19 protein-coding genes are annotated in these 23147 nt (G+C 68.9%); 8 read left to right on the top strand and 11 right to left on the bottom strand.

The features are described 5' to 3' along the window. Positions 1–35 precede the first annotated feature (35 nt). Complete coding sequence (locus BO221_RS25990; RefSeq protein WP_073563177.1) at positions 36–770, bottom strand: dienelactone hydrolase family protein; 735 nt, start codon at positions 768–770, stop codon at positions 36–38. Between the two features lie 53 nt (positions 771–823). Then, a complete protein-coding gene (locus BO221_RS25985; protein WP_073563176.1) occupies positions 824–1990 on the bottom strand; it encodes a sialidase family protein in 1167 nt (388 codons plus the stop codon). 138 nt (positions 1991–2128) lie between these two features. On the opposite strand from BO221_RS25985, the gene BO221_RS25980 reads away from it, so the two are divergent. The 4 genes from BO221_RS25980 (at position 2129) to BO221_RS25965 (ending at position 5607) form a co-directional block, all read left to right on the top strand. After that, on the top strand, positions 2129–2872 hold the full coding sequence (locus BO221_RS25980) for an ABC transporter permease (RefSeq protein ID WP_043391393.1): 744 nt from the start codon (positions 2129–2131) through the stop codon (positions 2870–2872). Between the two features lie 6 nt (positions 2873–2878). Next, positions 2879–3601, top strand: a complete 723-nt coding sequence (locus tag BO221_RS25975) for an ATP-binding cassette domain-containing protein (RefSeq protein WP_073563175.1) — start codon at positions 2879–2881, stop codon at positions 3599–3601. After that, the gene (locus tag BO221_RS25970) at positions 3594–4610 is read left to right on the top strand and encodes an MlaD family protein (protein WP_073563174.1); all 1017 of its coding nucleotides are present in this window, start codon (positions 3594–3596) and stop codon (positions 4608–4610) included. The genes BO221_RS25975 and BO221_RS25970 overlap by 8 nt, the downstream gene beginning before the upstream one ends. Before the next feature lie 235 nt (positions 4611–4845). Beyond that, positions 4846–5607, top strand: coding sequence for a M57 family metalloprotease (locus BO221_RS25965; protein ID WP_073563173.1), 762 nt, complete (start codon positions 4846–4848; stop codon positions 5605–5607). Between the two features lie 108 nt (positions 5608–5715). Here the strand turns inward: BO221_RS25965 and BO221_RS25960 are convergent, their stop codons facing one another. The 4 genes from BO221_RS25960 to BO221_RS25945 are packed head-to-tail and all read right to left on the bottom strand — an operon-like array spanning position 5716 to position 8768. Further along, a complete protein-coding gene (locus tag BO221_RS25960; protein ID WP_073563172.1) occupies positions 5716–6003 on the bottom strand; it encodes a hypothetical protein in 288 nt (95 codons plus the stop codon). Between the two features lie 34 nt (positions 6004–6037). Next, on the bottom strand, positions 6038–7087 hold the full coding sequence (locus tag BO221_RS25955) for an SPFH domain-containing protein (protein ID WP_073563281.1): 1050 nt from the start codon (positions 7085–7087) through the stop codon (positions 6038–6040). Positions 7088–7092: 5 nt separating this feature from the next. After that, positions 7093–8148, bottom strand: a complete 1056-nt coding sequence (locus BO221_RS25950; RefSeq protein ID WP_073563171.1) for an SPFH domain-containing protein — start codon at positions 8146–8148, stop codon at positions 7093–7095. After that, positions 8145–8768 carry a hypothetical protein gene (locus tag BO221_RS25945; RefSeq protein ID WP_143195678.1) on the bottom strand — a complete coding sequence of 208 codons (624 nt, stop codon included), beginning with the start codon at positions 8766–8768 and terminating at the stop codon, positions 8145–8147. The genes BO221_RS25950 and BO221_RS25945 overlap by 4 nt, the downstream gene beginning before the upstream one ends. Before the next feature lie 275 nt (positions 8769–9043). Between BO221_RS25945 and BO221_RS25940 the strand changes: the two genes are divergently transcribed. The 3 genes from BO221_RS25940 (at position 9044) to BO221_RS25930 (ending at position 14182) form a co-directional block, all read left to right on the top strand. After that, positions 9044–9889, top strand: a complete 846-nt coding sequence (locus BO221_RS25940; protein WP_073563169.1) for an MBL fold metallo-hydrolase — start codon at positions 9044–9046, stop codon at positions 9887–9889. 13 nt (positions 9890–9902) lie between these two features. After that, positions 9903–11474: a sigma-54-dependent Fis family transcriptional regulator gene (locus BO221_RS25935; protein WP_073563168.1), complete on the top strand. Its 1572-nt coding sequence runs from the start codon at positions 9903–9905 to the stop codon at positions 11472–11474. 560 nt (positions 11475–12034) lie between these two features. Continuing rightward, positions 12035–14182, top strand: a complete 2148-nt coding sequence (locus BO221_RS25930) for an ATP-binding protein (RefSeq protein ID WP_073563167.1) — start codon at positions 12035–12037, stop codon at positions 14180–14182. 18 nt (positions 14183–14200) lie between these two features. On the opposite strand, the gene BO221_RS25925 is transcribed toward BO221_RS25930, so the two are convergent. The 5 genes from BO221_RS25925 to BO221_RS25905 form a co-directional block, all read right to left on the bottom strand. Continuing rightward, the gene (locus BO221_RS25925; RefSeq protein ID WP_073563166.1) at positions 14201–15505 is read right to left on the bottom strand and encodes a hypothetical protein; all 1305 of its coding nucleotides are present in this window, start codon (positions 15503–15505) and stop codon (positions 14201–14203) included. 191 nt (positions 15506–15696) lie between these two features. Then, positions 15697–16596 (bottom strand): hypothetical protein, encoded by a 900-nt coding sequence (locus BO221_RS25920; RefSeq protein WP_073563165.1) that lies wholly within the window; start codon positions 16594–16596, stop codon positions 15697–15699. A gap of 161 nt (positions 16597–16757) precedes the next feature. After that, positions 16758–18716, bottom strand: a complete 1959-nt coding sequence (locus BO221_RS25915) for a serine/threonine-protein kinase (protein WP_073563164.1) — start codon at positions 18714–18716, stop codon at positions 16758–16760. Then, positions 18713–20287: an adenylate/guanylate cyclase domain-containing protein gene (locus tag BO221_RS25910; protein WP_233166259.1), complete on the bottom strand. Its 1575-nt coding sequence runs from the start codon at positions 20285–20287 to the stop codon at positions 18713–18715. The genes BO221_RS25915 and BO221_RS25910 overlap by 4 nt, the downstream gene beginning before the upstream one ends. Positions 20288–20493: 206 nt before the next feature. Beyond that, on the bottom strand, positions 20494–21453 hold the full coding sequence (locus tag BO221_RS25905; RefSeq protein ID WP_073563162.1) for a hypothetical protein: 960 nt from the start codon (positions 21451–21453) through the stop codon (positions 20494–20496). 96 nt (positions 21454–21549) lie between these two features. Here BO221_RS25905 and truD point away from each other — a divergent pair, with 96 nt between their 5' ends. Then, a complete protein-coding gene (gene truD, locus BO221_RS25900) occupies positions 21550–23097 on the top strand; it encodes a tRNA pseudouridine(13) synthase TruD (RefSeq protein ID WP_073563161.1) in 1548 nt (515 codons plus the stop codon). Positions 23098–23147: the final 50 nt, after the last annotated feature.

Genomic DNA, 23147 nt, shown 5'->3' with positions numbered 1-23147 from the left:
CCCCGCATATCACCTTTGACGCGCGATGTGCCTGCTCACTCCCGATACAGGGTGCGCCGGAGGAAGCCGAGCGCCCTGCGCCAGGCGTCGTCCCAGTCCTCCTGCCGCATCATGTGATCCGACTCCGGGTACTCGTAATGCTCGACATGCAACCCGGGGTGCCACTGCCAGACCCCGTGGGCGAAGTCGCGGGCCCAGTGCGGCGGGACCACGCCGTCACGGCCCGCGTTGAGCAGGAACACCGGGTGGCGCGCGCAATCCCACGGGCGATGGACCGGCGCGTACTGCATCAGCCAGCGGATTTCATCGGTGATGGGACCCTCGCGAGGAGTCCAGTCCGGCGAGCCGAGGATGGACACGGTGGCCTGGACCCGTGAGTCATTGGCGGCCACGGTCAGCGCCGTGTACGCGCCGAACGAGATGCCCGCGAGCCCGATGGGCCAGTGGCCCTCGGAGGCCACGTGGTCGATGACCCGGGAGACATCGTGGGCCGCCTCGCGGATGGCGTGAAGCAGGCGGGCGTGGTACCCGGGCTGGCCGATCCACGCCAGCTCATCGAGCCATCCGTCCCGCCGGGCGCCGTGGTGCGGGGCATCCACGCCCACGGCGCTCAGACCCCAGGTGGCGAGCGCGTTCAACTCCCCGCGCTGGGTATCGGCATTCGCGCCGAGCCCATGCAGGACGATGACAGCCGGGCCGGGCCGGGGCTCGTCGTGCACCTTGAGCACGGGAATACGTCCATCCACGAAGAAGCGGTATTCGTCGGGCATGCACGGAGTCTACAAGCCGGGGCGGACATCTGGATCCCCCGGCCCGTGAGGACTCACGGCCTGCGCATCACGCGCTGGTTTCCGGCGAACGCATCGATGGTCACGATGATGTCATTGAGGCTGCGCTCGAAGAGGCCGGGTGCGTAGTTGCGAATGCTCCCGGTCCAGATCGCGCTCGCGCCCGACCAGGTCTCGAAGTTCGTGGTCGTGCTGACGTACCCGACGTGGCACTGCCGCTGCTCCGGGGGCGTGCTCGCGAGATCGGGCGTCGTGCCCTTGTTCTCGTCCGTGCAGAAGGCGACACCCACGGGGCCATTACCCACGCGGATGGCGGAGGGCACGTAGGCGTTGTAGCGCCGTCCGCTGCCCGGGTGGATGGGCGCCCGGTAGACGGTGCGGCGCAGCGAGTAATCCCAGGTCCTCCCGCCGTCCCACGACTGGATGGAATTGACGACGTTGGCGCGAACGCCTCCCGTCGTGAAGGGCTCGACCCCCTCGTTGACGACCATGAGGCGATCCCCTCCGAGCTGCACCACGGTGGGCATTCCCTCGCGGGACATCGCTCCGGCCGCCGTCTCGCGCGAAACGGTGACGACGCCATACGCCGTCCAGGGTCCGGTCTTCCCATTGCGGCCCTGCATGGCGATCCACTGGTGGCCAGGATAGCCATTCGCCGCGGCCAGCGGCTCGGAGTCGTAATAGACCTGGAGGTCGCCATTGCCGCGGATGAAGAGGAACGGCGCGCCGACGAAGCGGGAGACGGGTCCGACGACGGTGCTGTCGTAGACCCAGCTGTTGCCGTCGTTGTCGCTCCGGGTGACGGTGACGCGGAACTGCCCGTTACTGTGCTCGCGGAAGGCGCAGAAGATGGTGGTCGTGCCGGGGACGCGGAGCATCGTCACATCGCCGAAATCGACGGCCGCGTTGTTGGCCACCGAGCCGTGGCGGAACCAACTCACGCCGTTGTTGCTGCTCGCCCAGACCTCGATCTCATGTCCATTGCTGCGCGGACCGAGCAGCCATCCATCGGAGCGGCGGATGATGCCGCGGATCGGCGCCGGGCCGCCGGCCTGGAGGACGCTCCAGCCCGCCCCCGACAGCGCTGCTTCGCTCCGTGCGACGGGCTCGTGGGAAACGTCCGTGTCCTCGGCGGGGCCACACGCGGCGAGCGACGCGGTGACGATGAGGGAGACGGCCCAGGCTCCAAACCTCTTGTCCATGATTCCTGCCTTCTTGAAGGGCTGCGGGGGGGCGGAGAGATTGATGCTGAATTCCCGGGATTCAAAGAAAAGACCGCGCAGCCGCTCTACTCATGCTTTCGAGTGTTCACACCCGGCTGGTAGCATCCCCGCCCCCTCATGAACCCCCTGGCCTTCATCGGAGCCCCGGCCTTGATGCTCGCGCGCACGGTGCGGGCGAGCGTGCGTCATGGCCTATCCTGGCGCGAGTGCCTGCACCAGTTGTACGAGACGGGCTCGCGCAGCACGTGGCTGGTGATGTCGGGGATGGCCTTCTTCGGGGCGGTGCTGGTGACGTTCGCGGACAGCCAGGCGCGCAAGGTGACGGGGAACCTGCCGGTGGTGGGTCCACCCTACTTCGAGCTGCTGGTGCGCGAGTTCGGCCCGGTGGTGTCGGCTCTGCTGGCGGCGGCGCGCGGCGGGGCGAGCCACAGCGCCGAGCTGTCCACCATGAGCGTCAACGAGCAGGTGGAAGCGCTGGAGATGTCCGCCGGAGACCCGTATGCGGACCTGGTGGCGCCGAGGGTGGTGGCGGGGCTGGTGGGAGTGCCCCTGCTGTGCATCGTGGGGACGATGGCGGCGACGCTGTCCGCGGTGGCCACGGCGAGCTGGGCCTTCGGGGTGGACGGGACGGCCTTCATGGACGCGCGGTTCGTGGACGGGTGGGACGTGCTGGCGGGGCTGACGAAGGGGGCGGGCTGCGGCCTCTACATTCCCCTGGCGGCGGCGGTGGCGGGCCTGTCCGCGCGCGGAGGCGCCGAGGCGGTGGGCGAGGCCACCACGCGCGGAGTGGTGGCGGCGTGCTTCGGCTGCCTGCTGATCGCCTTCGTGGTGGCACTCGGCTTCCAGGCGCTGGGGGTGTGAGCGGGAATGCTGCGCTTCTCCGACGTGGGGGTGACGTTCGAGTCTGGCCGTCGGGTGCTGACGGGGCTGAGCGCGGAGCTGTCCACGCGAGAGCTGACCTTCGTGGCCGGCGCGAGTGGCGCGGGCAAGAGCGTGCTGTGCCGGCTGGCGGTGGGGTTGCTGAAGCCGGAGTCGGGCCGGGTGGAGCTCCTCGGCGAGCGGGTGGACACGATGCCCGAGCGCGCCCTGCGGGGCCTGCGCCAGCGGGCGCCGTACCTGGTGCAGGGCCCGGCACTGCTGGACTGGCGGACGCTGCGGGAGAACGTGGCCCTGGCGGCCCCGGGCCTCTCGCCGGAGGCGGTGCACGAGGCGCTGGCGCGGGTGGGGCTGGAAGCAGCGGCGGACCGGCTACCCACCGAATTGGGCCCCGGGGCGAAGAAGCGGGCGGCCATCGCCCGGGCGCTGGCCCTGCGGCCGGAGTACCTGCTGCTGGACGAGCCCACCACGGGCCTGGACAGGAGGGCGGCGGCGCAGGTGGAAGAGGTGCTCGCCTCGGTGAAGGCACGAGGGCTGGGCGCGCTGGTGGTGTCCCACGACTACCGGCTGCTGCGGACGCTGGCGGACCGGGTGCTGGTGGTGGGCGGGGGGCGCTGCGCCTTCCTGGGCACACCGGAGGCGTTCCTGGCATCCTCGGAGCCGGAGCTGAGGGCCCTGACGGCGCCCTTCCTGGAGAGCGCATCGGATGGATGAGCGTCGCTTGGAGATGAAGGTGGGCGCGCTGGTGCTGGCGGCGCTGGTGGGCGTGCTCGGGCTGCTGTGGTTGATGGGCGAGCTGACGATGGGCCGCGACACGGTGCTCTCGGTGGATTTCAGCCACACGGGCAACGTGGTGAAGGGCGCGCCGGTGAAGCTGGGCGGCGTGGTGGTGGGCCGGGTGGAGGAAATCCACCTGGAGCCGGACCGGAGGGACACGCAGGGCCGGCCGCTGCCGGTGCGGATGGGGCTCTCCGTGAAGCCCGAGGCCATGGTGGCGCTGCGGGAGGACACGCGGGTGACGGTGGCCACGGTGGGGCCGCTGGGCGAGCCGTACCTGGAGCTCAACCCGGGCTCCGCGTCCTCCCCTCCCCTGCCCGCATCCGGGGGCTCGCTGCGGGGCACGGACGCGCCCCGGTTGGATCTGGTGGCCCAGCAGCTCTCGGCCTTCCTGGACGTGGCGAGCGGCGCGCTCGCGGAGGATCCGGAGGGCATGCGCAATCTGGCCACCAACCTGTCCCGGCTGACGGGCACACTGGCCGGAGTGCTGAGTGACAACCGGGGCGACCTGAAGAGCCTGACGGGCGATCTGACCGCGGCGGCGAAGGACCTGCGGATGCTGGCGAAGGTCGCTCGGGAGGCCATGCAGCCCGGAGGCACGGGGGCCAGGCTGCTGGGCGACGCGGCGGAGACGGCGGCGATGATGAAGCGCGAGCTGCCCGGCCTCTCCGGCTCGGCGGCGAAGACACTCAACGGGCTGTCGATGGTGACGGGCGGGCTCGACGCGAAGGATGGCGAGCGGCTGAAAGTGGCGCTGGAGCGCTACACGGCGGCGGGCGAGAAGCTCGATCAGATGGCCGCGAAGGCGGACCGGCTGCTCGCGCGCATCGAGGCCGGCGAGGGCACGGTGGGTGCTTTGCAGAAGGACAAGCAGGTGTACGACGACCTCAAGACCCTGCTGTCCGATCTGCGCAAGCACCCGTGGAAGATGCTCTGGAAGGAGTGAGCGTCCGAGACTCGGACGATCCGGGCACCGTGCGCGCAACCCTTTGAGCCAACGGGCGATTCACCAGGAAACGTCAGGACTCCTTACAAGAAGTCCCAGGACGGCTGGTGCATCCATGCACCAGGGCCCACCTCACGCTGACCAGCAAATACCTGTTTTCCGGAGTGCCCGGGTATTGGCCCGAGGGTTGCTCGTGAGCAGGGCGTCCAACTCCAGTCCTCAAGGGAAAATGAAAATGTTCAAGCGAACGGCAGTCCTCGTGGTGAGCGGCGCGGTGCTGGCCGGCTGCGGAGCCGGCCCGGAGGCCGAGAGCCAAGAGGTCGTCTCCAACCTGATCGAGGCTGGCTTTCCGGCCGGCGACATCCAGGTCCACGACGGGCAGGTGTTCGTGGGGAACGACGCTCACGTGACCCTCGAGGCGTCGCGCGAGCTGCTCCAGCCCGGCGAGGGGAGCAAGGAGCATTTCAGTACGACCAATCTCGTCAGCACGAGCGTGACGAAGATCTGCATCAATCCCACCTCCGCGTTCACCAGCTACACCCGCCTCAGCCAGGGGCTGGATATGGCCATCCAGAACTACAACGTCCTGGGGTTGCGGATCATGTTCGCGCGGGGACCGGCCACCGGCTGCACCGCGAACATCACCGCGCAGACCATGGCCGGCGCCGGCGGCTCCTCGGGATTCCCCTCGGGCGGCAGGCCCTACGGCACCATCAACATCGGCACCGGACTGCAGAGCTACAGCGTTGACCTGAACGAGCACGTCATCACCCACGAGCTTGGCCACGCCATCGGGATACGCCACACGGACTACTACGACCGGAGCATCAGCTGCGGCTCGGGCGCCGGCACCGAGGGAACCGCTGGCGTGGGTGCCATCCTCATCCCCGGGACGCCGCTCAGCGATCCGAACTCGCTCTTCAACTCCTGCTTCAGCTCGACCGCGAACGGCGAGTTCAGCCAATACGACGTCATCGCGCTGAACTACCTCTACTGAGAGATGGCGGTGTTCACCCTGGGCGTCGTGGACACCTTCGTCCAGACACGGCTCGAGGGGCTCCTGCACTGAAGAGCCCCTGAGATGGAACACCAACAAAGTGGAGGGTCACAGCTTCGGCCAGGGGTCGCTGAAGACGCCCACGCGGATGAGCCATCTCGAGAACCACGTATTCCTGTAGCGCAAGGGCAGGACACGCAACGGAAGCGGTTTCCCCGTGCGTGCATGCCTGGCGGCGACCGGCTGGATTCCAGGCCGCAGCCCCGGACCACGAGCAATCCACTCCGGTATCGTCATCTCCAGCGTCCCCCAGTTGTGGGGAACGATCAGGATGACGTCTTCGGGGCGCGGCCGATCCATTCCGCTCTCGTGCTCCACATCCAGGAAGACCCTCACCCCAGCCCTCTCCCAGAGGGAGAGGGAGTTTCGCTCACTGCTGGTTGCTCGACGTCTGCGTGGTCCTGGCCGCCGAGTACTGGGTGAGGATCTGGTTCATGTCCATCGTCTGCAGCGTGGCTCCGCTGCGCCCGCTGGGCATGAAGATGATCTGCTTGCCCATCAGCGCCTCGGCGATCCGCAGCTTCACCATCGTCCGGCCTCCCGCCCCCGCCATCGCCTCGTTCTCCTTGGCGATACCCTTCGACTTCGCCTCCGCCTCCTTGAGGATCGCCGTCGCCTCGTTGGTGGCCCGCACCAGCTCCGCGTCCGCCCCCAGCTTCGTCTGCTCCAGCTCTCCCATCGCCTGGGCGATCTTCTGCGACACCGTTCCCTTCGCCGACTCCAGGTTGCGCTTGGCCTCCTCCGCCGCCGCCTGCGCCTCCGAGCGCAGCTTCTCCGCCGTCTGCTCGGCCAGCTTCTTCTCGCGGATCACCTTCTCGTATTCGGGGTTGAAGCGGTGCTCCTGCAAAATCACCTGCTCCACGATGACGCCCTCGGGCAGGAGTGCCTCCTCCAGCAGCTTGCGCGCGCTCTCCGCCGCCGCGAAGCGCTTGTCCGCCGTGTAGAAGTCCTCCGAGCGCAGCACGTTCAATGCGTCACGCACCAGCGCCCGCGTCGCCGGCCGCACCAGCCGGTTCTCCACGTCCTGCGTCGTGCGCCCCACCTTCTGCATCAGGTGAGGCGCCTTCGCGGGATCGATACGCCAGGCCACCGTCACGTCCACCGCGATGTCGTTACCGTCCACCGTCTTGAACTCGATGTCGTTCGTCCGGCCCTTCTCTCCCTCGACCTTCGCGCTCATCCGCAGGTTCTGCAGCTTCGTCTCGAAGGTGTCCCAGTCCGTGGAGAACGGCGGGAAGAAGAAGTAGGTGGCGCCCGGTGCATACGTCTCCGACTGCACGCCCCGCGAGCCCATCAGCGTGAACTTCCGCGTGAGCACACCCACCTCGTTCGCCTCCGTCGAGTGGCACGCGCACCCCTGCACCACCGGCAGCGCCAACAGCACGAACAACCCCAGCATCCTCAAGTCCATGCGCTTCATGGCGCTCACATCCCCTTCACGTCGAAGCGCCGGAGCGCCGCGTTGAGATCCAACGGGTTCACTCCACTCTCGCCGTCCGTGGGCACGACAATCACCTGCGTGCCGCCCAGCACGTCCGCCATCTTCAGGCCCACCATGTTCTCGCTGCCCGCCCCGCGCAGCGCCGCGTTCTCCAACTCAATGCCCTTGGCCTTGGCCAGCTTCACCACCAGGTCTCCCTCGGCCGCCTTGGTGCGCCGGTACAGCTCCGCCTCCGAGCGCAGCTTCGCCACCTCCGCGTCTCCGCGCGACAGCTCCACCTGCACCGTGGCCTGGCCCACGGCGATGATCTTGTTCTTCTCCGCCTCGGCCTGCGCCGCCGCGGCCTCCGCCATGTTCTTGAAGACCGATTGGTCCTGGATCTTCCGCTGTTCGATCGCCTGCTGGTAGCGCGAGTCGTACCGGTACTGCCGCAGCAGCACGTGCGTCACCTTGATGCCCTTGGACTCCAGCTCCGAGACGAGCAGCTTCTGCGCTTGCGCCACCGCCTTGTCGCGCCGGTCTCCCTTGTAGAAGTCATCCGCGTCCATCTCGCCCAGCGTCCGGCGCAGCACCTGCTCGGCGCGCGGAATCACCGCCGAGTCCTCGTACAGCCGCCCCGGGCCGATCTGCGTCATCACCTTGTACGGATTCTCGATGCGGTAGAGCACCGTGACGTCCGCCGACACCGTGTAGCCCTCGGACGTCTGGATCTTGATGGCCCGCACCACGCGGTGCTCCGCGCCCTCGCCCACCTCGGCGGAGTTGTCCGCCATCTCCAGCACCTGCAGATCCGTGGGGAAGCGGTGCATGCGCTCGGCCCCCGGCGTCACCCAGTGCAGGCCCGGCCCGTACACCTTGTCCCGGATGCCCTTCTCCCCACCCAGGATCACCTGCTTCACCCCGCTCTCGTACGGCCGGATGTAGACGGTGCACACGTTGTACGCGAACAGGCCGCCGAACAGCAGCACGCCCAGGGGCCAGAGCATCCGTATCCGGGGCTGCTTCAGGGCCGCGAGAATCTGATCTCCCGCCTTGCTCATACCTTCTCCTTCGAATTCGAGGACGACCCACCGCTCCGCTCCGGAGACTCCGGCTCGGAGAGCCGCTCGGGCACCGGCGGGACGGACTCGTCCAGGGGCCGGTATGCCTCGAGCTGTTGCTGTTCCACGACCATGTCCCTCACCAGCGTGGTGAGCTGCCGCCGGTAGCGGCGCTCGAAATAAGACTCCTGCATGTCCGGCAGGAAGGGCCCGAAGAGGATGAACGCGAAGGGCAGCGGCTCCATCCAGTCCGGTACCGCCGTCACGGCGATCACCACCGCCGCGGCGATGCCCGCCCCCGTGTAGGCCACGCGCGAGAGCAGATCCCCCCCGCGCCACAGCCCGTATTTGCGCCGCTGCAGCGCGTGGTGCTCGCGCGCCAGCTGGAAGTAGCGCGGCACCGCCACGGTGAAGACGCTGCGCTCCAGGCGCCCCCAGTAACCCGGGTCCACCGCCACCTCGGAGAAGCGCCGGGCCACGTCGGCCAGCGCCAGCCGCGCCTCGGCCAGCAGCTGCGCCTCCACCTCACCGTCCCACTCACCGAACCCGGGCCGGCGCCTCTCCAACCACGTCAGCACGTGCTCGGTGACCTGGGGCAGCCGGAAACGATCGGGATACACGCGGGAGTTCCCCCTCTTGCCGCGCAAGGGGCGGCGCGCCGAGTCTTCCATGTGCGTCCATTCCCACACAATGCCCGGCTGCCCCACGCACCCCCGGGCGATCCGGATCGGACCGAGCGCTCCATCCAGGTGCGCCGGAATGGCGCAGCCGATCTGTCCCACCGCCCTGGATACCCAGCAATTCCGGCCATTTGAGGTTGGCAACGTCCTTGCTCTGGGGAGAGCGCGTGAGGGCGGCCAGAACGGACCGCCCCAGCCTTCGAGGAGGAGCGACCATGGAAGTGCGTTTCTACGGAGTGAGGGGGAGCATCGCGGTGTCGGGGGCGCACGCGGCGAAGATCGGGGGCAACACGTCGTGTCTGGAGGTGGTGAGCCAGGGGCACCGGCTCATCCTCGACGCGGGCACGGGCATCCGGGCGCTGGGCGAGGCGATGATGCGCGAGGGAGACCCGCGCAAGGCCACGCTCTTCTTCTCGCACCTGCACTGGGATCACGTGCAGGGCTTCCCCTTCTTCACGCCGGGCTATCTGCCCACCACGGAGCTGACGCTGTACGGCCCGGGCACGGACGGGGCGCAGGCGCTCGAGTCGGTGCTGGCCAGGCAGATGGAGCCGCCCAACTTCCCGGTGCCGCTGTCCACCATGCGCTCGCGGATGACGTTCGGCTCGGCGCTGCACGGGCGCACGGTGGAGGTGGGGCCCTTCCGGGTGACGCCCTTCGACGCACCGCATCCCCAGGGGTGCCTGGCCTACCGGGTGGAGGCGGACGGCCACAGCTTCGTCTACGCCACGGACATGGAGATCTCCCTGGCCACGTTGGATCCGCGGGTGGCCAAGTGGATGGAGGGCGCGGACGCGCTGTGCCTGGACGCGCAGTACACCCCGGACGAGTACAACGGGCAGAAGGGCATCCCGAAGAAGGGCTGGGGGCACTCCACCATGGTGGACGCGGCGCAGGTGGCCGCGGCGGTGAACGCGCAGCGGCTGTTCCTGTTCCACCATGACCCGGCGCACAACGACGAGCAGGTGGAGAACATGGCCGAGGAGGCGCGCAACCACTTCTCCGCCACCGAGCCCGCGCGCGAGGGCAAGCGCATCGTGCTCGGGGCCGCCTGCGCGTGAGGGGGAGGGGCGCATGGGCCCGCACTGCGGTAGTGTCCCCCTGGACTTCGAGCTTCCCCCCCTCCCCCTCATGGCCTCCACCCCGGACATCAGCCAGGTACTGCTCCCGATCGGCGGGCTCGTCGGACGGGAGATCGATCTCGATGCGTTCCTCCAGACGTTGATGGATCGCATCGCGGTGACGATGCAGGCGGACCGGGGAACGCTGTGGCTGTTGGATCCGGCGCGAGGCGAGCTGTTCTCGAGGGCGGCGCACCTGCCCGAGGTGTCGCAGATCCGGGTGAAGGTGGGCCAGGGCGTGGCCGGCTACGTGGCCGAGCACGGCGAGCCGGTGAACATGCCGGACGCCCGGGGCGAGAGCCGCTTCTTCGCGGACATCGATCGGCTGACGGGCTACCGGACCACGACGATGCTCGCGGTGCCGCTGCGGGACACGGGGGGCACCATCTACGGCGTGCTCCAGGTGCTCAACCGGCGCGGAGGCGGGCGCTTCACGGATGACGACGTGGAGCGGCTGATGGCCATCGCGGTGCAGGTGAGCCACGCGCTGCAGAGCACGAGCCTGTACCAGGAGCTCCAGCGGGCGAAGGATCAGCCGCAGGCGCCGGTGGGCTACTTCTTCAACCGGATCATCGGCGAGTCCGAGCCGCTCAAGGTCATCTACCGGCTCATCCAGAAGGCGGCGCCCACGGACGCCACGGTGCTGCTGCGGGGCGAGAGCGGGTGCGGCAAGGAGCTGTTCGCACGGGCGGTACACGTCAACGGGCCGAGGCGGGACAAGCCGTTCGTGAAGGTGGACTGCGCGGCGTTGCCGGCGTCGCTGATCGAGAACGAGCTGTTCGGCCACGAGAAGGGAGCCTTCACGGGGGCGGATCACCGGGTGCCGGGCAAGTTCGAGGCGGCGGATGGCGGCACGGTGTTCATCGACGAGATTGGCGAGCTGCCGCTGCCGGTGCAGGGCAAGCTGCTGCGGGTGCTGCAGGACCGGGAGTTCGAGCGGGTGGGCGGCACGCAGACGATCAAGGTGGACGTGCGGATCGTGGCGGCGACGAACCGGGATCTGGTGAAGATGGTGTCGGAGGGGAAGTTCCGGGAGGACCTGTACTACCGCATCAAGGTGGTGGAGCTGGTGCTGCCGCCGCTGCGCGAGCGCGGTGGGGAGGACATCGAACGGCTGACGCGGCACTTCATCGCGGCATCGGCGAAGCGGCACCGGCTGCCATTGCCGAGGCTGAGCGGGGTGGCGCTGGATCGGCTCAAGCGCTACCGGTGGCCGGGCAACGTGCGCGAGCTGGAGAACTGCATCGAGAGCGCGGTGGTGCTGTGCGAGGGGGAGATCCTCGAGGAGCACCTGCCCCTGCCCAAGGTGGTGAGCGCGGCACCGGCTCCGGTGGAGTCTGGTGAGACGGTGACGGAGATCGGCACCGGGGAGCTGCTGCCCCTGGCCGAGGTGGAGAAGCGGCACATCCTGCGAGTGCTGGACTCGGTGAAGGGGAACCGGACGGCGGCGTCGAAGGTGCTGCAGATCGGCCGCAACACGCTGGGACGGAAGCTCAAGGAGTACGGGATCGCGGACGAGGGCTGAGCCCCGTTCACCCGTCCCTCCCAACAATCTTCATCCCGGCGAACCAACAACCCCTCTCCCCTCGGGAGAGGGACGGGGTGAGGGTATCGAAGTCCCCGGGTTGGCTCGTGGCGGCTTCTGCCGTGATGGTGACGCCGATTCAGCGTGCCAGAATCTGGTGTTCGTTCAGGGCTTCGCCCCGGGTGATGTGCCGTAGTGTCGGCAAGGGAAAGCTCTACAAGCCAGATTCCGTCAGTCCATCGCAGATCCGCAGAGCCTCTCCTGAGGCGCAGTACACTCGGATTCAACTCAGGGCTCTCGATACCCTCACCCCGTCCCTCTCCCGAGGGGAGAGGGGAAGTTCCTCGCCATTGACCAACGATTGACCAACGATCAGGTGTGCGGCATCGCGGACGAGGGGTAGCCCCGATGCCCGGGCCTATGGCGCACGAACGGGCCGCCCTACCGCCCTCTTGGCGCTCTCCCCACTCGTCCTCATCCATGAATGATGAGCCGGAGGGATTCCATCGCCACGAGGTGAACACCAGGAGGGATATCGCCGGCAGAGGCCGGCACGCTGGTTGCCCTCGCTCGCCCTGCTGCTGGTCGTGGGACTGGGCGTGGCGCTCACCGGTGGCCTGCTCGTGTTTGCCCAGAGAGCGCTTCACGGACAGGAGCAGGAAGCCCTTGCCCAACAGACGGCTCGCGCTCGTGAACTGGCTTCCGGACTCGGCTCCCAGCTCCAGGCCGCGGAGCAGCTCCTCGACTCCCTGGCTTCGCTCTCGGGTCCCCTCCGGGAGCGGCAGGAGATCGAGGCGCTGCTCCACCGGATGCTGGCCTCCGCTCCGAAGCACGTGATCCATGGGCTCGGGGTGTGGTTCGAGCCCGGCCAGTTCGCGCCCGGCGTGCACTACATGGGCCCCTACATCCACCAGGACCAGGTCCTCTCCTACCAATGGTCCACCGCCGTCTATGACTACCCCCGCCAGGACTGGTACCAGCAGGCATGGCGGCGGGGCGAGCAGATCTCCATCACCGAGCCCTACTTCGACATGGGACAGACGTACGTGTCCCTGACGCGGGCCTTCTTCGACGACCAGGGCCGGCAGCGGGGTGTCGTGAGCGTGGATCTCATCCTCCCCTTGGTGGGAGAGGTGGTCCGTCAGGCCAATGTCTCTCCCACGGAGTCCCTCTATCTCGTCAGCCCCCACGGCCTGCTCATCGCTCACCCGAGGGGGGAGGAGCTCCTCACCTGGGCACGCGGGCGCGGACGCTCCCCGCGCAGCCTGGCCGAGCTCACACTCGAGGACCTGCGAACGTGGGAGCACGCGCACGGATTGGACCGAGGATGGTGGACTACCCAGGTGAGCGTCCCGAATTCCGGCTGGAGGGTGTTCGCCTCGACGAAGGAAGACACGCTCTTCTCGGACGTCCACCACCAGCGGTCGTTCCTGGTGGCCCTGGGCGTGCTGCTCTGGATGGGGCTGGGAGCGAGCGGCATCGTCATGGCCCGCTCGGAGAGGACCCGGGCCCTGATCCGCACGCTCGCCGAACGCCAGCGCCAGGAAGAGGAGCGGCTGCGGCTGCTCGCCCAGGTCCAGCGGCGCTCGGCGGAGCTCCAGGCCGTCATCGAGAGCATGGTCGAAGCCGTCGTCGTGGTCGGCACCGAGGGACGCGTCACCCTCGCCAACCGGGCCGCGCTGACGCTCTTCGGGAAAGCCTCATCCGCGGGCAGTGAGCTCGACACCTCGTATTGGGCGCATCCCCCCCAGGGGTTGGATGGGCAGGAGCTGGCCTTCGACACCCTGCCCCTCGCCCGGGCCTTGAGGGGAGAGCAGGTGAACGACTCCGAGCTCGTCATCACCCAGCCCCCGCAGAACCGGAAGCGCATCCTGCGGGTGAACGCCGCCCCCATCCGGGACGAGTCGGGCCGTGTCGTGGCCGCCGTGACGGTGTCTCGCGACATCACCCAGGCCGTCGAATTGGAGCGCCTCCAGAGCGAGTTCGTGAAGATGGCCGCGCACGAGTTGAAGACGCCCCTGGCGGTGATGAAGTCCTTCGCCCAGCTCGCCTGCCGGACGGCGCATCCGGCCCCCGCCCTGCGCCGGTTGCTCGAGGGCATCAGCCGGGGCGCGGACCGGATGGACCGCGTGGTGCGCACGTTGCTGGATGCCTCCCAGCTCCAGCTCGGCCGGTTGCACTTCGAGAAGACGGAGCTGCGTCTGCGCGCGCTGGTGGAAGCCGCCGCCGCGAGCACCGCCGCCCACCATCCGAGCCACCCCATCCACATGCGCCCGGGACCGGACGCGTGGGTGCTGGGCGATCGGGCGCGGCTGGAGCAGGTGCTCACCGAGCTGATGGACAACGCCGCGCGCTACTCGGCCGCGGGAACCCCCGTGGAGGTCTCCCTCCATGTGGAGGGAGAGGAGGTGGAGATCTCCATCCGGGATGAGGGCATTGGCATCTCGGAGGAGCAGCGGGAGCGGCTCTTCGAGCGTTTCTACCGCCCCCACGCGGGGACGCCCCATGACCGCGGTGGAATGGGCCTGGGGCTGTACCTCTCACGAGGCATCCTCCTGCTCCACGAAGGCCAGGTGGAGTTGGAGAGCCGGGAGGGCGAGGGCACTCGCGTGCGCATCCGCCTTCCCAGGCTCCCCGAGCAGCAGCCCGCCCCCGAGGTGGTCTCGATGCAGGATCGAGAGCCCCTGGGCGCGGACCTGGGTGCATGACCTGCGCAGGCCTCTGCCTCAGAAGGTCAGGATGGCGCCCGTCTCGATGCCCAGCGAGGTGCGCTCCGCCTCGAAATTCGGCGCGTCCGCCGCCTGCAGCCGGTGGTGCGACTGGAAGAGGAAGCCCTCCAGCACGAAGGCCAGCAGGCGGTGGGGCTTGATCTCATAGCCCACGCGCACCGTGCCGTTGTGCAGCATGCCCGGACCGGTGCCCGTGAGGGTGGCGCCGCCCGTGGCGGGCGTGTCGTAGCTGGGCACCACCTTCGAGGGATCGAGCACCTTCTGATAGCCCGCCATGCCGTAGACGGCATGAATCCCCGTCAGCACCTGGCGGACCGAGACGTAGCCGCCGAGCTCCTGCACGTCCGTGGCGGCACGGCCCTGCGCCAATGACAGCACGCCCAGGTTGGCGGTGTTCTGCCCGAAGTTGAGCTCCACCCGGATGTTGGTGTTGTCGGAAGGCGTCAGCTCGGAGAAGAGCGTGGCGCCAAAGGCGGCGGCGTAGCGCTCGTCCGGGGCCCCGAAGTTGAAGGGAATCCGCGTGGCGATCGCCGAAACACCGGCCCGGCTCTTGCCGAACTTGTAGGTGCCTCGCACCGCCAGGGTGGGCAGGGCACCAATCTCGAAGCCCGCGTCCTTGGGCGTGACGTTGGGAGCGGGAAAGCCCACCGCCGCGCCCAGCTCGAAGCTCGGCGTGGTGTAGAAGTATTTGAACTGCTGGCGCATGAAGCCGCTGTTGCCCGACTGGAAGAGCCCACCCACCAGGTTGATGCCGTGCGGATTGATGGGGGCGTGCAGATCCCAGTCCTGCCCCAGGGCCACGCTGTGGCCGGGAGCGATGGTGTAGTCCACGCGCGCGATGCGCAGCCGGGGCAGGCTGGCCACGGTGGGCGTGGCCTTGGCGAAGTCGATGAAGTCGATTTCGACCTGCGCCCTCAGGGGTCCCTTCTCGTTGAGCCAGAAGCCCAGGCGCGACTGCGCCACCTGGAAGGTATGACGGGCCTGGTCCGGGAGGTTGGAGATGACGGGGTTGCCCGCGGCGGTGACGGCGGACTCGTTGGGCTGGCTGAAGGACTCCATCGCCCCGGTGGCCGCCACGAAGCGAGGGGTGAGGATGCCGTAGAACCGGAAGATGTTCTCGTCGTCGTTGTCGGCGGCGGGAGCTGGCGGGGCAGCCGGGGGCGGCGTCGGAACCGGGGCGGGCTGCGTGGCGGACGGCGGGGTGGCGTCACCCGTGCCGGGGGTGGGGGTCTGGGCCAGTGCGGTGGTGGCCGAGCAGAGTCCCCCCGAGACGATCAGTACGGCAAGTCGAGCATTCTTCATGGCTTCCCTGGGGTTGGGGTCAATGGGTGCCTGGACGCTGCGAACGCAACGTCCGTACCATAGAACCCGCACTCTGACCGGCCCACGCTGTCGCACCGCGTCCAGTGTGGATTCGTAACCTTTGTTACGGTCGGTAACAGCGCCCCCGGAGCGCCCCTTTGGGGCAAAGCACCCCCGAGGGGCAGATTGCCTCAGCCCGCGAGCACCCAGGCGGAGACCACCGTGAGCCCTCCGGCCAGCGCGAACAGCTTCCAGGCCCGCCGTGCCAGCACCGTGCCCGTGCCCTCGCCCGCGTTGCCCAGGATGACCATGGCCGGGCCTCCCTGCTTCCCCCGCAGCTCGTACACGCCCGGTACCGGCCCCCGCCGCAGCTCGCCCACCACCAGGCACTCCTCGCCGAGCCGCCCCACCCGCTCGTACGAGAGCGACTCCTCCACCACCTGGCCCTCCGCCGGCACGCCGGTGCCCGTCTCCGCCAGGGGTTGGCTCACCTGACAACGGAGGATGCGCACCGGCGCCAGCAGCAGCTCCGGCGAGAAGCTCACCGCCGCCTCCGCCCGCTCTCCCCTCACCCGCATCACCGGCGCGTACGCCCGCTCCATCGACAGCAGCGGACCCTTGCTCCCGTCCGGCATGACGCCGCGCAACTCCGCCTCGTAGAAGGCGCACACCACGCCGCCTGGGGACGTCACCTGCTCGCTCGATGCCAGCCGGCCCCGGTACACGCCCCACCCCGGCGAGCGCCCCGCGCGCAGCTCCGCCACGCCCTCGTCGATGCTCCGGGGCGCCTCGGCCCGCAGCGCATCCGCGCGCACCCAGATCCGCGAGCCCAGCACCGCCAGCCCCGCCGCCACCACCAGCAACGCCAGACCCAGCCCTTCCCCGAGCTTTCCCGGGGACACCCACATGAAGGGACCGGCCCGGTAGCGCAGCGCGACGAGCGCGAAGAGCCCCGCCAGCAGCCCGAACCACGCCATCGGCCAGCGCGGCATGAAGGCCCGGGCGTCCTTGCGGCCAAAGGCGAACGCCGCGACCACCAGTGCACCCAGGCCCGCCGCGTACAGCGGGGCGAATGCCCACCGCAAGTCCATGGCTCCCCCTCGACCCGGAGTCCACACCACGGCTCGCGCTCACGGATGGACCGCGGCCCGGCCAAAGGTGGAGATGCATCCCGCCTTCGGCAAGAGCACACCGGGCGCAGACTCCCGTGCACCCCCGGACGCGGACTCGTCCTCCAGGACGAGGCCTCCCGTCACTCCTGTTGGGTTTCCGCCACCTTGTCGGTGTGCGCGGACTTCTTCGTCTGGATGCCCCGCACCACCACGTCGTCGAAGGTGCAGACCAGGTTGCGGCACCCCACCGCCACCTTCGCCGAGCTCCCCGGGAATCCCGCCAGGAACCGGGTCACGAAGGGCTCGGAGGCGCCGTTGAGGTACGCGGTCGCCTCCACGCCGCTCTTCTTCTTCTTCAACTGCAGCTTCACGCGGAAGGGTTGCGAGGGCACGGGCGTCTCGTCCTGCAACAAGCTCTCCGCGTCCTGTGCGCTGTTGCCCGCGACGACCTCTCCCTCCGGGGTGGTGTACTTCCAGCCCAGCCGCATGCCCGCTTCCGGGATGGCGAAGACAGACACCTGCAGGCCCGTGACGCGGTAGGACAACTCGGCGAAGTGCTGCGCGTCCGGCTCCTGGACGTAGCCCTTGTCCAGCGAGGTCACGCTCATCTGAGCCTCGACGGAGAGATCGTCGCTGGAGAAGTAGCGGTGGGCCAGGTACGTGCGAGGAATCAACTGCTCATCGTTGGTCTCATCGCCGCCCTGGATGACGTGGAGCCGCCCGTTCTCCAGCTTCCACGTTCCCGCGTGGGCATTCAGCTCCTCCTTGCCCTCCAGGAAGTCCACCCGCAACCGCACCTTCCCGTCCGTCTGGTCCTCCATCCTCGAGAACACGAACAGATCCCCATCCGTGTTGGCCGGCCACGGCTTGCCCGAAGCCACCCACCGGGGAAACACCGAGCCGAGCACCACCTTTCCGGTGGTCCCCTGGTAGAGGGTCACCGGACCCCACACCTGCCTCGCCCCGGCGAAGATCACCATCAGCCCGCCCAGCACCGTGAGCACCGCCCGCACCGTGCGCCAGCCCGACCGCAGCCGGCTGTGCACCGGGCTCAGCTCCTCCCGGGCCCGCAGTGCCCCCGGAGGCATCGAGGTGCTCGACACGAGCCCCTCCAGCGCCTGGCACAGCTCGGCGGCCTTCGGGTAGCGGGCCTCGGGCTCGTTCTCCAGCAGCCGCGCCACGATCTCATCCACCCGCGCGTCCAACCCCTGCACGCGCTCGGACGGCAGCTTGAAGCGCCCCACCGGAATCTCGCCGGTGAGCATCTCGTAGAGCACCACGCCGAACGAGAACAGATCCGCCCGCCCATCCACGTTCTTCGCGTCCCGGCGCTGCTCCGGGGCCATGTAGTTGAGCGTCCCCATGGCCACCGACGTGGCGGTGAGCTGCAGCCGCGAGTCCGGCCGGCGGATGCCCGCGAGGCCGAAGTCCGCCACCTTCACGAGCCCGCGTCCGTCCAGCAGGATGTTCTCCGGCTTCAGGTCGCGGTGGATGATGTCCTTGTCGTGCGCGCTCTCGATGGCCCGCGCCACCTGCAGCGCCACGCGCAGGGCCTCGGGAGGCGACAGCTCGCGCATCACGTCGCGCAGCGAGCGCCCCTCCACGTACTCCATCACGAAGTAGTAGTGGTCCCCCGCCACCCCGCGATCGATGATCTGCACGATGTTGGGGTGGTTGAGCGCCGCGAGCGCCGTGGCCTCCTTGTCGAAGCGCGTGACGAACTCGGGATCCTTCGCCAGCCGCGGCGGCAGGATCTTCACCGCCACCATGCGGTGCAGCGACTTCTGCCGGGCCAGCCACACCTCGCCCATGCCTCCCCGGCCCAGCACGCGCACCAGCTCGTAGCCCGGCAGCTCCACCGCGCCACCCAGGGACGTGTTCTCCGCTTCCTGTCCCCGCAGCTCCAGCGCCGTCCCCACCGCGGGCACGGGCAACGACGGGCGCACCAGCGTGGGCGCGGACAGCACGGGCTCCAGCTCGGAGGGAGACGCGGTCCGCACCGGGAAGCGGGCACCACAAGCACACGCCACCTCGTGACCATCCGCGAGGCCGCTCACGTCGTGCACGCGCGCACAGCTGGGGCAGTTCAAGGTCTTCATCGCTGGGAGTTGGTGATCTCCAACCCGAGGACGCGGAACGCCTGGACGCCCTTCTCCTTGCCCTTGACCTGGGTGACGGGCATGGGCTCCACCTCGAAGCCGGTGCCCGCCTTGAGCACGGTGCTCTGGTTGGCCACCACCTCGCCACCCCGGGCCAGGCCGCACAGGCGCGAGGCCGTGTTCACCGTGTCGCCAATGGCGGTGAACTCATGGCGCTCGGTGCTGCCCATGTAGCCCACGACGGCCTGGCCGGTGTTCACGCCAATGCCCACCTCGATGGGCCGCTTGCCCGCCGCCATGCGCGAGCCGTTGAGCACCTCCACCGCGTCCTGCATCTCCAGCGCCGCGCGCAACGCCCGCGCCGGATCGTCCGTGTGCGGCGAGGGAGGGCCCCACACCGCCATCACGCAGTCGCCGATGAACTTGTCCAGGTTCCCCTCGTGGCGGAACACCACGCCCGCCATCAGGGTGAAGAACTCGTTGAGCATGGACACCACCTCCTGCGGAGACTCGTTCTCCGACAGGGTGGTGAAGCCACGGATGTCCGCGAACAGGCACGTCACTTCCGCCAGCCGGCTCTGCCGCAGGTCTTCCGTCTCGCCGCGGATCACCGCCTCGGCCACCGCGCGCGACAGGAAGCGGCTGAGCTCGGCGCGGGTGATGGCCTCGGCCTGGATCTGCTCGCCCAGCGCCGCGTTCTCCAGGGCAATGGCCGCCTGCGCCGCGATGCCCGAGAGGATGGTCAGATCCTTCTCCGAGAAGGCGTTGGTCTGCTGGCGCGAGTCCAGGAACAGCACCGCCTCCAGCTTGCCCTTGGCCAGCAGCGGCACCGCCATGGCCGAGCGGATGCCCTGCGCCACGATGCTCTCCGAGGAGGAGAAGCGCTCGTCGATGATGGCGTCCGCGGTGAGCACGCCCTTCTTCGTCTCGGCCACCTTCTGCAGCACGGTGTCGGAGACCATCACGTTGGGCTGGCTGCCCTGCCGGTGCTTCATCGCCACGGCGTTGAACTGGCCGTCCGCGCCCGGCTTGAGGATGACGCCATGGTCCGCCGCCAGCAGTTGGAAGGCCACCGAGAGGATCTGCTCGAAGAGGTCCGCCTGTTTGCCCTGCTGGCTCACCTGGCGGTGGAACTCGTAGGCGATGCGCAGTTTCTCGTATTCGCGCTTGAGGGTGGCCAGCTCCTGGATCTGCTCGGCGGGCCGGAAGTTCTGCGGCACCTGCTGATCCATCTGCGCGAGGAACGCGGGGATGGAGTGCGACTGCGCCACCACCGTCACCCGGGGCGCGGCCCGTCCCGGAACGGAGCTGGGGCCCGGCACGGGTGGAGCGGAGGCCGCCACCGGCTCCCCGGTGTGGAAGACGAGCTTCGAGGTGCCCAGGCTGATCTCATCCCCGTCCCGCAGCCGCAGCTCCGCCACGCGCCGCCCGTTGACGAACGTGCCGTTGGACGAGCCCAGATCCCGCAGGATGAAGTCGCGCCCCATCCGCTCGATGGTGGCGTGCTCCTTGGATACCTCGCGGTCCACCAGCCGCACCGTGTTGGACGGATGACGGCCCAGGGTCGTCATCTCTCCGAGGGGGTAATCCCCGGTCGTTCCATCCGGGAACCGCCCCTTGAGGTGCGGCCCCCGCGGGTTGAGGGACTTTGCGGATTGGGTGGAACCTTGACTCACGCGCGAGACCTCGACGGTCCGGACTTCGACGGAACCGGCGGGACACTACCAGAGCCGGTGGAGCGCCGGAACGGCCACGGACGCCCGCCTGGAAGGCCGCTTCAGGGAACCGAAACCGGGTTTTGCGGGGCTGGCGGAGTCTCGGAACGGGACGCCCGGCTGCCGAACGGCAGGGGGTTCTTGAAGGCGATGCCAATGGATGGGTACAGGGTGACCCCCCCCAGATCGCGCCGCTGTCCGAAGACGACGGGGCGGCAGTCGGTGTAGCCGCCGGTGAGCTCGGCATAGAGGTGGACGTACCTGAAGCCCAGGGCGAAGCCCACGCTGGCGCCGTAGAAGTGGCTGGACACCTCGGCCGGCAGGGACAGATCGAAGCCCGTCACGTCCTGGCCGGACTGGGCGGCGTCCACCAGCCGCGAGTCCAGCGAGGTGCGGCTGTAGATGTACTTGGGGGCCGCGTACACCTTGAAGATGTCTCCCAGGTCCATGCTCAGGTAGACGGGGACCTCCAGGTCCCAGCGGGAGAAATCGTCGATCTTCACGATCTCCAGCGCGTCCAGGACGGGGCTCTTGAAGACGTGGCGCGAGTAGCCCACGCCGATGGCCAGGTCATACGACTTGCGCTGGTAGTCCGGCAGGAGGGAGTCGTCGGGATCGCCGCCGTGCGCCAGACGCACCTTGCCGTCAAAGCGCAGGGAGGTGGTGCTCAGGCGCAGGCCCAGATCCAGGGTGTTGGACTCCAGCAGGCCGGTGCGGATCATCAGCTCGTTGGCCGGACCGGGAGGGGCCACCGCCAGCGCCATGCCCACCCCGAGCAGCCGCTGGGCCTCCGCCTCCTCCAGGTGGTAGGGCTGGCCGGAGTCGATGGTGTCCCGGATCGCCTTGCCATGGATGATGCCCTCATTCAGCAGCGAGCCGAGCTGGCCCACCGGGGCGAAGACGCCCATCGCGCCGGAGACCTGGAACTGGCCCCGGGTGAGCGGCTTCGCCGTTTGCATGGTGGACAGGGTCGAGGCACAGCCAGTGGCCGTCAGCAGGGCGAGCAGGGGAAGGAGTCTCATGGGGGGTGGCACGATACGCCGCGGGTTGTCGGGTTGTCAGGCCCCCCGGCCATTCGTTCCTTCCTCTCAGGCCACCCTCGCTGTTAAGGGAGCCCCGTGCGAATCAAGCAGAAGCCCGAGGATTTCTCCGTCAAGGAGTCGTACCGCTTCGACGAGGTGCCGAGCGGCCGCCACCGCGTCTACCTGATGGACAAGCAGAAGCTGTCCACCTTCGACGCGGCGGACCGTATCCGCGACGCCTTCGGCCTCAGGCCCGGCTCCATCTCCTACTGCGGCCTGAAGGACAAGCAGGGCCGCACCGAGCAGCTCATCGCGGTGGATGGGGCGGACGTGGACATGCAGGACCCTGATCTGCGCCTGAAGTACCTGGGGCGCACGGATCAGCCGCTGTCGGCCGCCAACATCACCTCCAACCGCTTCGCCGTCACCGTGCGCATGCTGACGGAGGAGTCCATCGGCCCGCTCAACCTCGCCGCCGCGGAGATCAACCGCCTGGGCGTGGTGAACTACTTCGACAGCCAGCGCTTCGGCTCGCTCAAGCACGGCCAGGGCTTCATCGCCAAGGATCTCATCCGCGGTGACTTCGAGGCCGCGCTGCGCAACTACCTCGCCCAGCCCTCGGAACTGGACCGCAGCGAGGACGCCAAGGTGAAGGCCTTCTGGCGCGAGAACTGGGGCCGGTGGGACGCGCGCGTGCCCTTCGAGGGCAGCCGCAAGTACCACCGCATCCTCAAGTCCCTGCGCGAGCACCCCGGCGACTACCTGCGCGCCTTCCTGCAGATCGACGCGTCCTACCGCGCCATGCTGCTCTTCACCTACCAGAGCTACCTCTGGAACGAGGGCGTGCGGCGCTACCTCCAGCTGCTGCTGCCTCGCGAGAACCTCTTCCCCCTGAAGTACCAGGCGGGCACCCTGCTCTTCCACCGCGACGCGGACCTCGAGGTGCTCGAGACGCTGCGCAATTCCACCTTCCCGCTGCTCGCCCCGGACAGCACCTTCGAGGATCCGAAGGTGAAGCAGGCCGTGGACTGGGTGCTCGGCCGCGAGAAGCTGAAGCTGGAGGATCTCCGCGTCGAGGAGGCCCGGCGGATGCTCTTCTTCAAGCACGAGGAGCGCCCCACCGTCGTCATCCCGCACAAGCTCGTCATCGGCCGCGTCCAGAACGACGACCTCAACCGGGGCTACCTCAAGGTCAACATCGCCTTCACCCTGCCCCCCGGCGCCTACGCCACCCTCGTCATCAAGCGGCTCTTCCACTTCGAGTACGCGGAGGACTCCGCTCAGCAGATCCGCGAGTCCTGGCGCGCGCCCGTCGAGGACCGGGACGGCGAGCGGGAGTCCGGCGACACGGCCTTCGCGCCCCGGGGGCCCCGCAAGGCTCCCGGCTCCACGCCTCCCGTGTCCGGCCCCAGGGGAGGACCCAAGGCGGCTCCCACGGCGGGCCCCCGGGCCGCCCGGCGCACCCCGGCTCCGGAGGGCGCCCCCTCCCCCGGCAGGCGGACCCAGGCCCCCAAGTCCCAGGAGCACCGCCCCTCCCAGCCCTCGGCCGGATTCCTCGAGCGCCAACGGCAGAAAAAGGACGCCAAGGATCAGGCCCGGCGCGAGCAGGCGGCCAAGCGCCCGGAATCACGGAAGAAAAAGTGACAGGGGCCGCCGATTTTCGCGGCGGTGCAATCGGGCGGGACATGTTCCGT

Source organism: Archangium sp. Cb G35 (assembly GCF_001896145.1).
GTDB classification, from domain to species: domain Bacteria; phylum Myxococcota; class Myxococcia; order Myxococcales; family Myxococcaceae; genus Archangium; species Archangium violaceum.
This window is presented reverse-complemented; position numbering and strand designations above follow the sequence as displayed.

Coding starts and splice junctions, on each gene's coding strand:
- BO221_RS25990 (WP_073563177.1), bottom strand. CDS start 770: ATGCCCGACGAATACCGCTTCTTCGTGGATGGACGTATTCCCGTGCTC.
- BO221_RS25985 (WP_073563176.1), bottom strand. CDS start 1,990: ATGGACAAGAGGTTTGGAGCCTGGGCCGTCTCCCTCATCGTCACCGCG.
- BO221_RS25980 (WP_043391393.1), top strand. CDS start 2,129: ATGAACCCCCTGGCCTTCATCGGAGCCCCGGCCTTGATGCTCGCGCGC.
- BO221_RS25975 (WP_073563175.1), top strand. CDS start 2,879: ATGCTGCGCTTCTCCGACGTGGGGGTGACGTTCGAGTCTGGCCGTCGG.
- BO221_RS25970 (WP_073563174.1), top strand. CDS start 3,594: ATGGATGAGCGTCGCTTGGAGATGAAGGTGGGCGCGCTGGTGCTGGCG.
- BO221_RS25965 (WP_073563173.1), top strand. CDS start 4,846: ATGTTCAAGCGAACGGCAGTCCTCGTGGTGAGCGGCGCGGTGCTGGCC.
- BO221_RS25955 (WP_073563281.1), bottom strand. CDS start 7,087: ATGAAGCGCATGGACTTGAGGATGCTGGGGTTGTTCGTGCTGTTGGCG.
- BO221_RS25950 (WP_073563171.1), bottom strand. CDS start 8,148: ATGAGCAAGGCGGGAGATCAGATTCTCGCGGCCCTGAAGCAGCCCCGG.
- BO221_RS25940 (WP_073563169.1), top strand. CDS start 9,044: ATGGAAGTGCGTTTCTACGGAGTGAGGGGGAGCATCGCGGTGTCGGGG.
- BO221_RS25935 (WP_073563168.1), top strand. CDS start 9,903: ATGGGCCCGCACTGCGGTAGTGTCCCCCTGGACTTCGAGCTTCCCCCC.
- BO221_RS25925 (WP_073563166.1), bottom strand. CDS start 15,505: ATGAAGAATGCTCGACTTGCCGTACTGATCGTCTCGGGGGGACTCTGC.
- BO221_RS25920 (WP_073563165.1), bottom strand. CDS start 16,596: ATGGACTTGCGGTGGGCATTCGCCCCGCTGTACGCGGCGGGCCTGGGT.
- BO221_RS25915 (WP_073563164.1), bottom strand. CDS start 18,716: ATGAAGACCTTGAACTGCCCCAGCTGTGCGCGCGTGCACGACGTGAGC.
- BO221_RS25910 (WP_233166259.1), bottom strand. CDS start 20,287: ATGACGACCCTGGGCCGTCATCCGTCCAACACGGTGCGGCTGGTGGAC.
- BO221_RS25905 (WP_073563162.1), bottom strand. CDS start 21,453: ATGAGACTCCTTCCCCTGCTCGCCCTGCTGACGGCCACTGGCTGTGCC.